The sequence below is a fragment of the Streptomyces sp. Je 1-4 4N24 genome (genome assembly GCF_026239515.1).
GTDB classification, from domain to species: Bacteria; Actinomycetota; Actinomycetes; order Streptomycetales; family Streptomycetaceae; genus Streptomyces; species Streptomyces nigrescens.
Genome location: NZ_CP110836.1, coordinates 7,072,814 through 7,088,479 on the forward strand (window position 1 = coordinate 7,072,814; position 15,666 = coordinate 7,088,479).

General features: G+C 72.2%; 10 protein-coding genes. 7 read left to right on the forward strand and 3 right to left on the reverse strand.

Annotated elements, in window-relative coordinates; translation table 11 throughout:
• The first annotated feature begins 451 nt into the window (after positions 1-451).
• The gene (locus SLV14N_RS30860) at positions 452-1,651 is read left to right on the forward strand and encodes a glycosyltransferase family 4 protein (RefSeq protein ID WP_263271895.1); all 1,200 of its coding nucleotides are present in this window, start codon (positions 452-454) and stop codon (positions 1,649-1,651) included.
• Positions 1,652-1,799: 148 nt separating this feature from the next.
• Here the strand turns inward: SLV14N_RS30860 and SLV14N_RS30865 are convergent, their stop codons facing one another.
• Positions 1,800-3,431: a PucR family transcriptional regulator ligand-binding domain-containing protein gene (locus SLV14N_RS30865; protein WP_208685396.1), complete on the reverse strand. Its 1,632-nt coding sequence runs from the start codon at positions 3,429-3,431 to the stop codon at positions 1,800-1,802.
• Positions 3,432-3,565: 134 nt separating this feature from the next.
• Positions 3,566-4,618, reverse strand: a complete 1,053-nt coding sequence (locus SLV14N_RS30870) for a LacI family DNA-binding transcriptional regulator (RefSeq protein ID WP_263271897.1) — start codon at positions 4,616-4,618, stop codon at positions 3,566-3,568.
• A 141-nt stretch (positions 4,619-4,759) separates the two neighbouring features.
• Here SLV14N_RS30870 and SLV14N_RS30875 point away from each other — a divergent pair, with 141 nt between their 5' ends.
• Together SLV14N_RS30875 and SLV14N_RS30880 are read left to right on the forward strand one after the other, a co-directional pair.
• Complete coding sequence (locus SLV14N_RS30875) at positions 4,760-5,803, forward strand: glycoside hydrolase family 16 protein (protein WP_263271899.1); 1,044 nt, start codon at positions 4,760-4,762, stop codon at positions 5,801-5,803.
• Complete coding sequence (locus SLV14N_RS30880) at positions 5,800-7,047, forward strand: beta-1,3-glucanase family protein (protein ID WP_263271901.1); 1,248 nt, start codon at positions 5,800-5,802, stop codon at positions 7,045-7,047. Before SLV14N_RS30875 ends, SLV14N_RS30880 begins: the two co-directional genes overlap by 4 nt.
• Positions 7,048-7,118: 71 nt before the next feature.
• Here the strand turns inward: SLV14N_RS30880 and SLV14N_RS30885 are convergent, their stop codons facing one another.
• Entirely contained in the window at positions 7,119-8,930 is a 1,812-nt protein-coding gene (locus tag SLV14N_RS30885) for a glycoside hydrolase family 15 protein (RefSeq protein ID WP_020397699.1), read from the reverse strand.
• Between the two features lie 410 nt (positions 8,931-9,340).
• On the opposite strand from SLV14N_RS30885, the gene SLV14N_RS30890 reads away from it, so the two are divergent.
• From SLV14N_RS30890 to ald, 4 genes are all read left to right on the forward strand, one after another.
• Positions 9,341-10,996 (forward strand): CTP synthase, encoded by a 1,656-nt coding sequence (locus SLV14N_RS30890; RefSeq protein WP_093648268.1) that lies wholly within the window; start codon positions 9,341-9,343, stop codon positions 10,994-10,996.
• Positions 10,997-11,091: 95 nt separating this feature from the next.
• Entirely contained in the window at positions 11,092-11,718 is a 627-nt protein-coding gene (locus tag SLV14N_RS30895; protein ID WP_208685400.1) for an NUDIX hydrolase, read from the forward strand.
• A 170-nt stretch (positions 11,719-11,888) separates the two neighbouring features.
• A complete protein-coding gene (locus tag SLV14N_RS30900) occupies positions 11,889-14,033 on the forward strand; it encodes a tetratricopeptide repeat protein (protein WP_263271904.1) in 2,145 nt (714 codons plus the stop codon).
• A 168-nt stretch (positions 14,034-14,201) separates the two neighbouring features.
• A complete protein-coding gene (gene ald / locus SLV14N_RS30905) occupies positions 14,202-15,317 on the forward strand; it encodes an alanine dehydrogenase (protein ID WP_208688178.1) in 1,116 nt (371 codons plus the stop codon).
• The last annotated feature ends 349 nt before the right edge of the window (positions 15,318-15,666 follow it).

Sequence of the window (15,666 nt, forward strand, 5' to 3'; positions counted from 1 at the left end):
TCGCCCCACGGGCCCGCCCGCGCCACCGGTGTGCCGCCAAGCGCGGGACATCCGGGCGGCCATGGCTCTTCACGGGTCAAACAGGCACAGGCCAGTCATTCCCGACGGCGCCCCTCACCCATCAAGTCCTTATCCGGCCAAACACCGGGTGCGCTCCAGGCGGCGGCGCACGCGCCCCATATCGCGGCGCAAGGCGCACTCCGGGGAGTGGGGTCACCCGCAGGGGCCGTGAACCCGCGCGGGCGGTTTGTCGCCCATGTGGGTGATCTGGCGGGCGCTGGGGTGAGACTTCCCACCGGAACGGCGGCCGGAGGGGGCCGATTTGACCTCGCGGGGCTGGCATCCTGGGCGCGGTGCGCAGTCCCGGGCGCGCTCGCCGCGTCCTGCCCGTCCGCCGGGCAGGCAGGTGGCCGCCGCCGCGTGCCGCAGCACAGCGGACCGACCCGCCGGTATGGTCCGCCCGCCCCCGATCCAGGAGCCCCATCACGTGATCAGCACCCCGACCTCGGCGCACGGGTTGTCGCCGCTGCGCACGGTCCAGGTGCTCGGGCACGGCAGCGCCGGCAGCGCGGCGCATGTCCGCTCGCTGGCCGAAGGGCTGGTCGCGCGCGGGGTGCGGGTGACCGTCTGTGCCACGCCGGAGACCGAGGAGGCCTACGACTTCACCGGGGCGGGCGCGCGGTTCGTACAGGTCCCTCCGCGGATGGATCCGGCAGGCGTGGCCGTGCTGCGCAGTGCCTGCTGGGACGCCGATCTCGTCCATGCGCACGGCCTGCGGGCCGGGCTGCGGGCCTCGATGGCGCTGCGCGGACTGCGCGGCCCCCGGGGTGGGCGGCGGGTCCCCCTGGTCATCACCTGGCACACCAAGGCGCACATCGAGGGCGCGCGAGCCGGGGTGGTGCATCTGATGGAGCGGCGGGTGGCTCGGGCCGCCGCCGTCGTCCTCGGGGCCTGTTCCGATCTTGTGGACCGGGCGCGCGAGCGGGGCGCCCGTGACGCACGGCTTGCGCCGGTCGCGATTCCGCACCCCCGGTCCGGCGGCACACCGGACGAGTTCGGGGACCACGACCGGATGCGCCACAAGGAGCGCGCCGAACTGGGCGCGGTGGACCGCCCGTTGCTGCTCGCGGTGGGCCGTCTCGATCCGAACCAGGGCCATGACCTGCTGCTGGACGCGGCCCATGCCTGGTGCACGCTCGACCCGAAGCCGCTGGTCGCCATCGCCGGGGAGGGCGAGCAGCGGACCGCATTGCAACGGCGGATCGATATCGAGCAGTTGCCCGTCCAACTGCTCGGCCGCCGTGACGACGTGCCCGAACTCCTCGCCGCCGCCGACCTGGTGGTGCTGCCCAGCCGGTGGGAGGCGCGCTCGTTGATCGCCCAGGAGGCGCTGCGCGCCGGGGTGCCGCTGGTCGCCACCGACACCGGAGGCACCCGCGAACTGGTCGGCCGGGCCGCGGAACTGGTCCGCTACGGGGACGCCGCCGCCCTGGCCCGTACCGTTCTCGCGCTCCTCGCCGACCCCGCGCGGCGGGACGCGCTCTCCGCGGCGGGCCGCGCCCAGGCGGCCGGCTGGCCCAGTGAGAACGACACCGTCACCCAGGTCCTCAGCGTCTACGACGAGTTGACCCAGCCGATTCAGCCGGTCTGACCCCTACGGCCCGGTCCGGTTCGGCCCGTCCAGCCCGGGTGCACCGCAATCTGGAGCGCGCCAGGGGCGGTGTGCTGATCGCGCTCGGTAGGGGGACGGCGGCCGAGACGGTCGCGGGATAACGGGCCGCCCCAGTGGCCGCCGCCCGTTACGGCTTGTCCGTGTGGCGTCTGGCGCGCAGGGCCAGCCGCAGGCCCAGGACGGTCTGCGGATCGTCCAGGTCCGTGCCCAGCAGCTGGGCGATACGGGCCAGCCGGTCGTACAGCGTCTGCCGATTCACATTCAGGTCGCGGGCGGTCTCGGCCTTGCGGCCCGCGCTGGCCAGATAGGCCTCCAGCGTCGGCAGCAGCGGCTGGCGGGCGGCGTGGTCATGGGCCAGCAGCGGCCCGATGGCCCGCTCCACGAAGTCGGTGAGCACGCCCTGCTCGCCGTGTTCGCGCATCCGCCACAGCAACAGCTCGATATCCAGCCGGCGTGCGTCGTACCAGGGCTGTTCCGGCAGGCCCTGTGCCGCGGCCGCCGCCTCCGCCGCATGCTGCAGACCGGGGCCCGCCGCCGCCCAGTCGCCCGGCGTACCGACGACGACCACCGGGCGGTGCGTGGCCGGCCGGTCCAGGCCCGCGCGGACGATCCCGGCGCGCAGGGCCTCGGCGATCCGGCCGGCGAGCGCGTCGCGGTCCTGGCCCGCGCGCAGCGCCACCAGCATCGGGACCCGGCCCTCCACGGGGCGGACGCCGAGCAGTACGGGCACCCCCGGGGCGGCGAGTTCCTCGCGCAGGGCCTGGGCGAGCAGCGCCCAGCTGCCGGGGGAGGGGAGCCCCGCGGGCAGCCGCATCACCACCGGGAACACGGGCTCGTCACCGGGGCGGAAGCCCAGCAGGCGGGCCTGCGCGGGCGCCTCGGCCGCGGAGATCCGGCCCTCCGCCAGGTCGGCGAGGAAGTCGCCGCGGCCGCGGGCGGCGAGCACCTCCTCCTGGCGGGACTGCAGCATGACGACGGCGAGCAGATCGGCGGCGCGTTCGGCGACGATCCGGTGCACCGGCGCCAGGGGGGCGTTGACGGGCAGAAGGACGAGGCGGGCGCGGACCGCGTCGGGGCCGTGGCCGCCACCGGGCACATCGACACGCAGACCGGTGTCGCGCAGGCCCTCCCAGGCCAGCAGCGGGTCGGCATCCGCGGGACCGTCGTCGTCGCCCTCCGGCCCCGCAGCGTAGAGCGGGCTGCCGTCGGGGGCCTCCAGACAGAGCGGGTTGCCGGTGAAGACGGCCAGCAGCCGGAGCACCTCGGGGACGCCACCGCCGCGCAGCAGCACGTCCGTGCAGCGCCGCAGGATCTCGTCGGCGCGCCGCAGCAGCGCGTAGTGACTGTTGATGATCTCGGTGTGGATCGCCTCGGTGACCGTGACGTACGGGACCTCACGGTGCAGCTGGATCAGCGGCAGCCCGCAGTCCCGTGCGGCATCGACCAGCGCGGTGGGCAGGGAGGCGAAACGGGAGCCCAGCTCCACGACGAGCGCGGCGATCTCGCGGTCCGCGAGTTTACGGATGAAGGCGCGCTGCTCGGACGGCCGGGCGCCCAGCCCGAGCCCGGTGGTCAGCAGCAGCTCGCCGCCCTTGAGCAGCGAGGCGATATGCGGGACCTCGCCCGCGTGCACCCAGCGGACCGCACGGTCCAGCCGGTCCCCGCCGGCCAGCACCTCCGGCAGGCCGCGGCGCAGCGCGGGCAGCTCCAGCGCCCTGCGTACCGTGATCTCGGCTTCGATCTTCGCTTCCTGCCCCATGGCGAGGACGGTACCCGTAGTCCGCTATCCGGACCCGCGCGGTCCGGATTACGGTGCCGTGTGGCAGGTGGACGAGCGCCGGCCTCCTCTTGGTGCCCAGGCCGCCCTCTCACCCCGACGTGCCCCAGGCCCTCTCACCCCGACTCCCGCACCACCAGCCGCGCCTCCGTGATCACCGGTGCGAGCTCCACCGCGTCCGCCCCCGCCGTCTTCCGCGGGTCCAGCAGCCGTAGCAGCAGCCGGGCCATCAGCCGGCCCATCTCCTCCACGTCCTGCCGCACCGTGGTCAGCGGCGGATCCGCCCAGGCCGCCGGTTCCAGGTCGTCGTAACCGACCACCGCCACCTCCTCCGGTACCCGTCGTCCGCGCGCCCGGAGGGTGCGCAGCGCGCCGCTCGCCATCAGGTCGGAGCAGACGAAGACCGCGTCCAGATCCGGTGCGGTGTCCAGGAGTTCGGCCATGGCCCGCTCGCCGCCGTGCGCCGTGAACCCGCCGTCCGCGACCAGCCGTGGGTCCGGCTCCGCGATGCCCAGCGCCTCGCGGTAGCCGTCGAGGCGGTCCACCGCGGAGGTCTGGTCGAGCGGTCCGGTGATCACGGCGATCCGGCGGCGGCCGCGGCCGAGGAGATGGCGTACGGCCTGCCGGGCCCCACCGCGGTTGTCGGTGTCGACATACAGCGGCCGCGGCACCCGGTCGGCGCCCGCCCAGCCGGGCCGGCCGCCGTAGACGGTGGGCAGTCCGGCGCGCTCGGCCATGGCGGGCAGCGGGTCGTCGCGGTGCAGCGAGAACATCAGCGCGCCGTCGACGTGCCCGGCCGACAGATAGCGGCCGATGCGGTCGTAGTCGGCGCGGTGCTCGACGAACATCAACAGCAGCTGGGCGTCGGCGGCGGCCAGTTCGCGGCTGATGCCGCGCAGTTGGCGTCCGAAGAACGGATCGCTGAAGACCCGGGTCTCCGGCTCCGCGATGACCACGGCGACCGCTCCGGTGCGGCGGGTGACCAGTGAGCGGGCCGCGCTGTTCGGCACGTAGCCCAGCTCGGTGACCGCCTGGCGCACCCGCTCCTGGACCGCGGCCCGCACCCCCGCACCGCCGTTGACCACGCGGGACACCGTGGCGCGGGAGACCCCGGCGAGCGCCGCGACCGCCTCCAGCGTCGGTCGCGGACCGTTCGGCTCAGACACCATTCAACTCCTTTTTCCACGCGGTGACTTGACGGTCTGCCGTCGAGTCGGCAGGGTGCACAGCGCACGATATGAGAGCGCTCTCAGTCCGGAAAGCCCCCCGGACCTCCTCACGACCCCCCACTGTGCCGAGGAGAGAATGTCATGAGCATGAGCATTCGGCCCGGAAATCGGGTGCACCACCGAGTGAGGGCGCCGCTCCTCGCCGTCGGCGCCGCGCTCGTTACCACCTGTGCGCTCACCCTCCCGACGGCTCACGCCGAGCAGGCGGCACCCGTCGCGAAAGCCGCTCCCACCGCCTTCCAGGAAGTCTGGCGTACGGACTTCGACGGTGCCGCCGGATCCCGACCCGCCGCCGACGACTGGATCACCGACACCGGCACCGGCTACCCCTCGGGCCCGCCCAACTGGGGCACCGGTGAACGCCAGACCTACACCGACCGCCCGGAGAACCTCCAGCTCGACGGCGCGGGCCACCTCAGGATCACGGCCCGGAAGGACGGCGCCACCTGGACCTCGGGCCGCATCGAGTCCCGGCGCTCCGACTTCGCGGCCCCATCCGGCGGCACACTCCGCATCGAGGCGCGCATCCGGATGCCCGACGTCTCCGGCGACGACGCGCTCGGCTACTGGCCGGCCTTCTGGACGCTGGGCGCCGACTACCGCGGCACCTACTGGAACTGGCCGGGCATCGGCGAGTTCGACATCATGGAGAACGTCAACGGCGTCAACAAGGTCTGGGGCGTGCTGCACTGCGGCGTCAACCCCGGCGGGCCGTGCAGTGAATCCCAGGGCAGGGGCAGCTCCCGCGAGTGCCCCGGCAGCGCCTGCCAGGCCGGCTTCCACACCTACGCGCTGGAGCTGGACCGCACCAACAGCGCCGCGGAAGCGCTGAACTGGTATGTCGACGGGCAGAAGTTCCACACCGTGAGCGCGGCCTCGATGGACGCCGACACCTGGGCGCGGGCCACCCACCACGGCCACTTCCTGCTGATCAACCTCGCGATGGGCGGCGCGTTCCCGGACGGCGCCGCGGGCTTCGCCACCCCCACCGACGCCACCCGGCCCGGCGGCTCCCTCCTCGTCGACCATGTCGCGGTCTCCGTACGGCAGCCCGCCGGAGCCCGTACGGACCGGGCCGCCACCCCCATCGACCGGCACCCCGTCCCGCAAGGAGCCACCTCGTGATCACTCGCCGCAGTCTGCTCGGCACTCTCGCCGCCGGCGCCGCCACCGCCTCCGGAATCGCCCTGGCCGGCCGGGCGACCGGCGCCCCCGCCCCGGCCGCAGCGCCCCGCGGGCCCGCCCGGTCCGCGGCCGGTCTGCCCCTGCACCTCGTCAACAACTCCGGCGACTACGCCAACTCCTCGGTCTGGATCTACGTCGTCGGCAATGACGGCACCCAGCAGGTGCGCGTCACCCCGGACGGTGAGCTCCGGCCCGTCGCACTGGCCGACAACGGGCCGGACGGCTTCACCGACTACGCCATCCCGCTCGCCGCGAGCGGCACCACGACCCTCCGCCTGCCACAGATGTCCGGCCGGATCTACACCGCGCTGGGCGGCAAGCTCAAGTTCAAGGCGGTCGAGGACGGCAACGGCAAGGCCGCGCTCGCCTACCCGGCGGGATGGGTCGCCGGCGACCCCAACTACGACGTGCTGCACGACTGCGCCGAGTTCACGTACAACTCCGGCGGGATGTACTGCAACACCACCATGGTCGACATGTTCAGCGTGCCGCTCGCGATCAAGCTCTCCGGAGCCAGGGAGCAGACCACCGGCACGCTCAAGGACGGCGCCCGCGCCAGGATCTTCTCCGACGTCAAGGCCGCCGAGGGCTTCGACCGCCTGGTCATCGGCGACCGGCGGGTGATCGCCCCCGGCCACGGCCTGGACAGCGGGCTGTTCGCCAAGGACTACTTCGCCCCGGCCATCGACGAGGCCTGGTCCGCCTACGCGGCCAAGGACCTGACCGTCACCACGAACGCGGGCACCTTCACCGGCCGGGTCCGCGACGGCAAGCTCGTCCTCACAGTCCCCCAAGGCCTCAAGGGCCGGGGTGGGGGTGCCCCCAGCGGTAGCTGGGGGAGGGCCCCCACCGGCACGGTCTCCTTCGACAAGCCGTCCACCCGCGATGTCCTCTTCTGCGACGGCACCCTCGCCGCCCCCAACGACAGCACCCTCGGCCCGGTCGCCGCCGTCCTGGGTGCCGCCCTCAACCGCTCCACCCTCACCTCGCACGCCGCCCAGCCCACCACCGACCCGGCCGCCTTCTACCGGCAGCGGCTGACCCACCACTACGCCCGTGCCATGCACGCCGCGACCCAGGACGGCAAGGCCTACGGCTTCGCCTTCGACGACGTCGCCGGCTTCGCCTCCTACATCGAGGACACCGCCCCGAAGGAGCTCACCCTCACCCTGACCCCGTTCTGACAAAAAAGTGGTGCCACCCGAAAACGGGCGGCACCACAGAACGCCGGGCGGTTAGCGCCTCGAAGGGGGCGCTAACCGCCGTAAGCCCCGCTGGCCGTCAGCCGCAGCGCCGTGTCGATCAGCGGAACATGGCTGAATGCCTGCGGGAAGTTGCCCACCTGCCGCTGGGCCTTGGGGTCCCACTCCTCGGCGAGCAGGCCCAGGTCGTTGCGGAGCGAGAGCAGCTTCTCGAAGAGCTTGCGGGCCTCGTCCACCCGGCCGATCATCGCGAGATCGTCCGCGAGCCAGAACGAGCACGCCAGGAAGGCACCTTCCTCCCCTTCCAGGCCGTCCACCCCGAGGTCGTCCGCACCGGACGTCGGGTAGCGCAGCACGAAACCGTCCTCGGTGGACAGCTCCCGCTGGATCGCCTCGATCGTGCCGATGACGCGCTTGTCGTCCGGGGGCAGGAAGCCCATCTGCGGGATCAGCAGCAGCGAAGCGTCCAGCTCCTGGGAGCCGTAGGACTGGGTGAAGGTGTTGCGCTCCTTGTCGTAACCCTTCTCGCAGACGTCCCGGTGGATCGTCTCGCGCAGGTCCTTCCAGCGCTCCAGCGGTCCGTCGACATCCCCGGACTCGATCAGCTTGACCGTGCGGTCGACCGCGACCCAGGTCATGACCTTGGAGTGCACGAAGTGCCGGCGCGGACCGCGGACCTCCCAGATGCCCTCGTCCGGCTCGTCCCAGTGCTTCTCCACCCACTGGATCAGCTTCAGCTGCAGCAGCGAGGCGTAGTCGTTACGGGCCAGCCCCGTCATGTGCGCCAGGTGCAGCGCCTCGGTGACCTCGCCGTAGACATCGAGCTGGAGCTGTCCCGCGGCGCCGTTGCCGACCCGCACCGGGCGGGAGTTCTCGTAGCCGGGGAGCCAGTGGAGGTCGTTCTCGCCCAACTCCCGCTCGCCGGCGATGCCGTACATGATCTGCAGGTTCTCCGGATCACCGGCCACCGCCCGCAGCAGCCACTCCCGCCAGGCCCGCGCCTCCTCGCGGTAGCCGGTGCGCAGCAGGGAGGACAGCGTGATCGCCGCGTCCCGCAGCCAGGTGAAGCGGTAGTCCCAGTTACGGACCCCGCCCAGGCACTCCGGCAGCGAGGTCGTCGGCGCCGCCACGATCCCGCCGGTCGGCGCGTAGGTCAGCGCCTTCAGCGTGATCAGCGAGCGCACCACCGCGTCCCGGTAGGGGCCGTGGTACGTGCAGTGCTCGACCCACTCGCGCCAGAACTCCTCGGTGGCCTCCAGCGACCCCTCCGGGTCGGCCACGGCCGGCGGCTCCTTGTGCGAGGGCTCCCAGCTGATGGTGAACGCGATCCGCTCACCCGGAGAAACGGTGAAGTCGGAGAAGGTCGTCAGGTCCTTGCCGTAGGTCTCCGCCTCGGTGTCCAGCCACACCGAATCGGGGCCCGCGACCGCGACCGTACGGTCGTCGATCTTGTGCACCCAGGGCACGACCCAGCCGTAGGAGAAGCGCATCCGCAGCTGCGAGCGCATCGGGACGCGTCCGCTGACGCCCTCCACGATGCGGATCAGCTGCGGGGCGCCGTCGCGGGGCGGCATGAAGTCGATCACGCGGACGGTGCCGCGCGGGGTGTCCCACTCCGATTCCAGGACGAGCGAATCGCCCCGGTAGCGCCGGCGATCGGCCGGCGCGGGCCGGCCCCCGGGACCGTTGACCGGCCCCATCCGCCAGAATCCGTGCTCCTCCGTGCCCAGCAGCCCCGCAAAGACCGCCGGGGAGTCGAAGCGGGGCAGGCACAGCCAGTCCACCGTGCCGTCCCGGCACACTAGAGCGGCGGTTTGCATATCGCCGATAAGTGCGTAGTCCTCGATGCGCCCGGCCACGTGCATCTCCCGTCGAGCTGGAGTCACGCCCCCCATGGGACGTATGAATCGGTCCGTCCTGCCCATGAAACGTCGCCGAGCAGCGGGACCGGAAATCGGGCGGGGGTGGTGCCTTCCCGGACGGCTCGTTGCGAGTGTCCGAGCAGGATACGACGCACGTGGTTGATCCGCGCGACCCTCGCACGGACTGACGTGCTCCGAACGGGTGGCCTCCATCACGTGACACTGTCACCCCGGCCGTCACCGCCCGGTCGCCGTGCGTGGCCGGGCGCGACCATGCCCGGTCGCTGATAGCCTGGTACCCCGTGGACCGGTGGGCACGAGAACCCCCGAACCGCAGCGACGGCACCCCTGAAAACGGGGACGCGCCGCTTCGCACCTCTCCACCTCGCGACCACGGGAGCTCCCTCTTGGCCATGCCGCCCAAATCCACGACGACCAAGCACCTCTTCGTCACCGGGGGCGTCGCCTCCTCGCTGGGCAAGGGGCTCACCGCCTCCAGCCTGGGTGCTCTCCTCAAGGCGCGCGGTCTGCGGGTCACGATGCAGAAGCTCGACCCGTATCTGAACGTCGACCCCGGAACGATGAACCCGTTCCAGCACGGTGAGGTCTTCGTCACCAACGACGGCGCCGAGACCGACCTGGACATCGGCCACTACGAGCGATTCCTGGACGTCGACCTCGACGGCTCCGCGAACGTGACCACCGGCCAGGTCTACAACACCGTGATCGCCAAGGAGCGCCGCGGCGAGTACCTCGGTGACACCGTGCAGGTCATCCCGCACATCACCAACGAGATCAAGCACCGCATCCGGCGGATGGCGACCGAGGACGTCGATGTCGTCATCACCGAGGTCGGCGGCACCGTCGGCGACATCGAGTCGCTGCCGTTCCTGGAGACGGTCCGCCAGGTCCGCCACGAGGTCGGCCGGGACAACGTCTTCGTCGTGCACATCTCGCTGCTCCCCTACATCGGCCCGTCCGGTGAGCTGAAGACCAAGCCGACCCAGCACTCGGTCGCGGCGCTGCGCAACATCGGTATCCAGCCCGACGCGATCGTGCTGCGCGCCGACCGTGAGGTCCCGACCGCCATCAAGCGCAAGATCTCGCTGATGTGCGACGTCGACGAGGCCGCGGTGGTCGCCGCGATCGACGCTCCGTCGATCTACGACATCCCCAAGGTCCTGCACACCGAGGGCCTGGACGCCTATGTCGTGCGCAAGCTGGACCTGCCCTTCCGCGACGTGAACTGGACCCAGTGGGAGGACCTGCTCGACCGCGTCCACAACCCCGACCACGAGGTCAGGGTCGCGCTGGTCGGCAAGTACATCGACCTGCCGGACGCCTACCTCTCGGTCACCGAGGCGCTGCGGGCCGGCGGCTTCGCGAACAAGACCCGGGTGAAGCTGAAGTGGGTCACCTCCGACGACTGCAAGACCCCGGCCGGTGCCGCCGAGCAGCTCGCCGACTGTGACGCGGTCTGCATCCCCGGCGGCTTCGGCGACCGGGGCGTGGACGGCAAGGTCGGCGCGATCACCTACGCCCGGGAGAACAAGCTCCCGCTGCTCGGTCTCTGCCTGGGCCTCCAGTGCGTGGTCATCGAGGCGGCCCGCAACCTGGCCGGCATCGAGGGCGCGAACTCCACCGAGTTCGACCCGGCCGCGGCCGACCCGGTCATCTCCACGATGGCCGAGCAGATGGACATCGTCGCAGGTGAGGGCGATATGGGCGGCACGATGCGGCTGGGTATGTACCCCGCCAAGCTCGCCGAGGGCTCGATCGTCCGCGAGGTCTACGACGACCAGCCCTACGTCGAGGAGCGCCACCGCCACCGCTACGAGGTCAACAACGCCTACCGCGGTGAGCTGGAGAAGAAGGCCGGGCTGCTGTTCTCCGGCACCTCTCCGGACAACAAGCTCGTCGAGTACGTCGAGTACCCGCGCGAGATCCACCCCTACCTGGTCGCCACCCAGGCGCACCCGGAGCTGCGCTCCCGCCCGACCCGTCCGCACCCGCTCTTCGCCGGGCTGGTGAAGGCCGCGGTCGCGCGCAAGACGGGCGCCGCGAAGTAAGGGACACCACGGCGGATACGGTTGCCGGGGTACGGCCTCCCGCAGGTCGTGCCCCGGTTTCTGCGTTGGTACAGGCACACACAGGAGGACGCGCCATGGCGATCAAGGACACCCCGGAGGAGTGGACGGTCACCGCGACCACGACGCCGTTCACCGGGAACAAGACCAGCGTGCGCACCGACGAGGTCGTCATGCCGGACGGCACCACCGTCACCCGCGACTACCAGGTCCACCCCGGTTCCGTGGCCGTCCTCGCCCTCGACGGCGAGGGCCGGGTGCTGGTGCTGCGCCAGTACCGCCACCCCGTGCGCCAGCGGCTGTGGGAGATCCCCGCCGGCCTGCTCGACATCCCCGGTGAGAACCCTCTGCACGCGGCGCAGCGCGAGCTGTACGAGGAGGCGCACGTCAAGGCCGAGGACTGGCGGGTGCTGACCGACGTCTACACCACGCCCGGCGGCTGCGACGAGGCCGTGCGGATCTTCCTCGCCCGTGATCTGTCCGAGGCCGAGGGCGAGCGCTTCGAGGTCTCCGAGGAGGAGGCCGACATGGAGCTGGCGCGGGTGCCGCAGGACGAGCTGCTCCGTGGCGTCCTCGCCGGTGAACTGCACAACAACTGCCTCGTCGTCGGTGTGCTGGCACTCACCGCGGCCCAGGCCGGTGCGGGCCTGGACGCACTGCGCCCGGCCGACGCCCCGTGGCCGGCCCGCCCCTTCGAGGCCTGACCCGCCGGCCCCGCCACCGCCGCACCACGAGCCGGTCGGACGATCCGCCGATCCGATCGGGTGACTCAACCGCCCCGCGCTGCACGGCACGTGACACGCCGTGAACTACGCTCGGCAGCGTCCGCCCCAGCGGCGGATTCGTACGCGCAGGTGGACGGGAGCGTGAGCCGGTGACGGACCAGGCGGTGGGCGGGGGGCACCTCCCGCCGGAGGCGGCGGAAGCGTCGGCCACGACAGCGCCCGGGCCGCGGGCCGCGGCGCCCCGCCAGGACGGTGCCGCCGCCCGCCCCGCCGTTCCCGCGACCGCCGTTGCCCCTTCCACCGGGCAGTTCGCCGGCCGGCGCCGCGAGCTCAAGGCGCTGCACGCCGATATCGCCCGCGCCGGCCTGGACACCCTCTCCGGCCGCAAGGGCGCGCGCAGCCGGGTGCTGCTGATCGCCGGCCGCCCCGGTTCCGGCCGTACGGCCCTGGCCGAGGAACTGCTGCGGGAGCTGGCCGGCGACCATCCCGACGGGGTGCTGCGGGCCACCCTGACCGGGCCGGGCGGCGAACCGGCCGACACCGGCCGCACCGCACGTGAGCTGCTGGCCGCGCTCGGCGCCGGCGCCCCGGCGGGTGCCCCCGAGGACGAGCTGGCCCAGCGGCTGCGCGAGGCGCTCGCCGGGCGCCGGGCCCTGCTCTTCCTGGACGACGCACCGGGCGCGGACCAGGTTGAACCGCTGCTCCCGGACGCCCCGGACTGCCTGGTGGTGGTGGTCGCGCAGGGGCCGCTGACCGGCATTCCGGACGTCCGGCCGTGCGCCCTGGGCGGTCTGGACAGCGCGGCCGGGGTTGCCGTCCTCGCCCGGTACGCCGGGCCGACCCGGATCACCGTCGACCCGCGGACCGCCGACAGCGTCGTGGAGGAGTGCGGCGGCCAGCCGGCCGCACTGGTGCTGGCCGGTGCCTGGCTCGCCGCCCGCCCGATGTCCTCGGTCGCCGATCTGTGCCAGGCGCTGCACGCCGTCCCGCTGCCGCCGGACCTGCCCACCGGTGCCCGGCCGCTGTTCCGCGCCTTCCGCCTCGCCTACGACGCGCTGCCGCCGCCCGCCGCCCGGATATTGCGCCTGATCACCCTGGCGCCGGGCGGTCTGGTGGACGCGCACATCGCCTCCGCGCTGGCCGGCTGCTCGGTGGCGACGGCCGTCACGACACTCGGCGAATTCGTCGCGCTCGGCCTGCTGCGGCCGGCCGCAGCCGAGGACGACGAGGTCCCCGGCGCCCGTGCGCCCGACGCCGCGCTGTATCCCCCGTACCGCCTGCCCGGCTGCCTCCACCCGCTGGCACGTGAACTGCTGACGGAACACGAGCGCCCGGCCGACGTCCAGCTGGCCCGCGCCCGGATGCTGGAGCGGACCGTACGGCTGCTGCAGTCCTGCCGGGCGATGGGTGAACCGGCCGATTCCCCCGCCCGGCAGAAGACCGCGGGGCTGCCGCGCCCGCTGCGCTTCGGCTCCCGGGAGGCCGCCGCGCACTGGCTGCACAGCCGGCGCGGTGCCCTGCTCGACGCCGCCAGGATCGCCGTCGCGGACGGTGAACTCGACACGCTGGACCGGCGGTTGATGGCCGCGCTGACCCGGACGCTGCTGGCGCACCAGGGCGCCGAGGCCGCCGCGCCGGACCTCTACGCGCTGCACGGGCTCGTCCTCCGGGTCGCCGAGCGGCGCGGACTGCCGCGGGAGCGGGCCGCCGCCCTGCTGAACCTCGGGGATCTGGACGGCCAGGCGGGACGGACCGCCCAGGCGCTCACCCGCTACCGGGGCGCGCTGGAGGCGGCCCGCTCGGTGAAGGACCCGGTGGCCACCGGCCGGGCGCTGGAGTCGCTGGGCGGTACGTACACCGAGCTCGGCGACTGGCAGCGGGCCGCCGACTGGTACGGCCGGGCGCTGGAGCTGCGGCTCGCCCGGGGGGAGAGCGGCGACGCGGCGCGGCTGCACGGCCGGATCGGCAGTGCGCTTGCTCACACGGGCCGGTGGAGCGAGGCGCTCAAGGCGTGGCGGGCGGCCGTCGGGACCTACCGCAGGCTCGGCGAGGTGGCCGGCCAGGCGCGGGCGACCGGTGAGGTGGCCCGGGTGCAGGAGTACGCGGGGCGGCCCGAGGACGCGCTGCGGACCTGCCTCGAAGCCCTGGACATCGCCCGCAGAGCGGGTGACGGACGGCTGGAGGCGGCCCTGCAACTACGGATTGCGGACACTCTCGACCGGCTCGGCGACCCAGCGGCGGCAGGGCTCCATCGGGCCGTCGGAGAGCGACTCCTTGGAGATCACAGCGAGTGACCTACGAAATCGGTAGTGCTTCTCGCGAGATTTAATGCTTTGCAAGGCTAGACAAGAAGAGCTCCTTCAATAGACTGGCTGGGCCGCGTTCGGCGCGGTCAGTTCCGTCATGCAGCGCATGAGGGGATAATTCCTCCTGCACCCTCTCTTTCAAGGACCGTGATCGACGTGAAGGTCGGCATCCCCCGCGAGGTCAAGAACAACGAGTTCCGCGTGGCCATCACGCCCGCCGGAGTAAACGAACTCGTCCGCCACGGCCACCAGGTCTTCATCGAGAAGGACGCCGGTCTCGGTTCGTCCATCACGAATGAGGAGTACGTCGCCGCCGGTGCCAGCATCCTGGACACCGCCGATGAGGTCTGGGGCACCGCTGACCTGCTGCTGAAGGTCAAGGAGCCGATTGCGGAGGAGTACCACCGCCTCCGCAAGGACCAGACGCTCTTCACCTACCTGCACCTGGCCGCCTCCAAGGAGTGCACGGACGCGCTGCTGGAGTCCGGCACCACCGCGATCGCCTACGAGACCGTCGAGACGGCCGGCCGCCAGCTGCCGCTGCTCGCCCCGATGTCCGAGGTCGCGGGCCGTATCGCCCCGCAGGTCGGTGCCTACCACCTGATGCGCCAGGCCGGCGGCCGCGGTGTGCTGCCCGGCGGCGTCCCCGGTGTCCACGCGGGCAAGGCCGTCATCATCGGCGGTGGCGTCTCCGGCTGGAACGCGCTGCAGATCGCCGTGGGCCTCGGCTTCCACGTCACCCTGCTCGACAAGGACATCAACAAGCTCCGCGAGGCCGACAAGATCTTCGGCACCAAGGTGCAGACGATCGTCTCCAACGCCTACGAGCTGGAGAAGGCCGTCATCGAGGCCGACCTCGTCGTCGGTGCCGTCCTGATCCCCGGCGCCAAGGCCCCCAAGCTGGTCACCAACGAGCTCGTCGCCAAGATGAAGCCCGGAAGTGTTCTTGTCGACATCGCGATCGACCAGGGCGGCTGCTTCGAGGACTCCCGTGCCACCACGCACGCCGAGCCGACCTTCCCGGTCCACAACTCGGTCTTCTACTGCGTCGCCAACATGCCCGGCGCGGTGCCGAACACCTCCACCCACGCGCTCACCAACGCCACGCTGCCCTACATCGTGGAGCTGGCGAACCGTGGCTGGGTCGAGGCGCTGCGCCGTGACCCGGCGCTGGCCAAGGGCCTGAACACGCACGACGGCAAGGTCGTCTACGGTCCGGTCGCCGAGGCGCACGGCCTGGAGCACGTCGAACTGCGCACCCTCCTCGGCTGAGACGTCAACGACGCGCGTCAACGCCGCACCACCGGCCGGGCCTTGTCGACAAGGCCCGGCCGGTCGCGTGTGCGACCCCCGGTGTGCCGTACTTCTCGCCGCCGGCACTCAACTCGCCGTGAACGTAACCCTTTAACCGATTCGCGCACCCCTGAAACATCGGTCCGATACCGCTTGCGCCCTTGACATCGGGGGGTCCGGTTACCGACACATCGTGCCGGGTCCGGTGGATTGTGTTGCTGCGGACGCCCGACACGCCATAGAGTCGCCAACCGTCGGCATGGTGCCACGCTGACCTATCGATAAAGTTTCCTGGTCACGTCCAAGGAGGTAAGACGACTTGTGAATG

Coding starts and splice junctions, on each gene's coding strand:
- SLV14N_RS30865 (WP_208685396.1), bottom strand. CDS start 3,431: ATGGGGCAGGAAGCGAAGATCGAAGCCGAGATCACGGTACGCAGGGCG.
- SLV14N_RS30875 (WP_263271899.1), top strand. CDS start 4,760: ATGAGCATGAGCATTCGGCCCGGAAATCGGGTGCACCACCGAGTGAGG.
- SLV14N_RS30860 (WP_263271895.1), top strand. CDS start 452: ATGGTCCGCCCGCCCCCGATCCAGGAGCCCCATCACGTGATCAGCACC.
- SLV14N_RS30885 (WP_020397699.1), bottom strand. CDS start 8,930: ATGCACGTGGCCGGGCGCATCGAGGACTACGCACTTATCGGCGATATG.
- SLV14N_RS30890 (WP_093648268.1), top strand. CDS start 9,341: ATGCCGCCCAAATCCACGACGACCAAGCACCTCTTCGTCACCGGGGGC.
- SLV14N_RS30895 (WP_208685400.1), top strand. CDS start 11,092: ATGGCGATCAAGGACACCCCGGAGGAGTGGACGGTCACCGCGACCACG.
- SLV14N_RS30870 (WP_263271897.1), bottom strand. CDS start 4,618: ATGGTGTCTGAGCCGAACGGTCCGCGACCGACGCTGGAGGCGGTCGCG.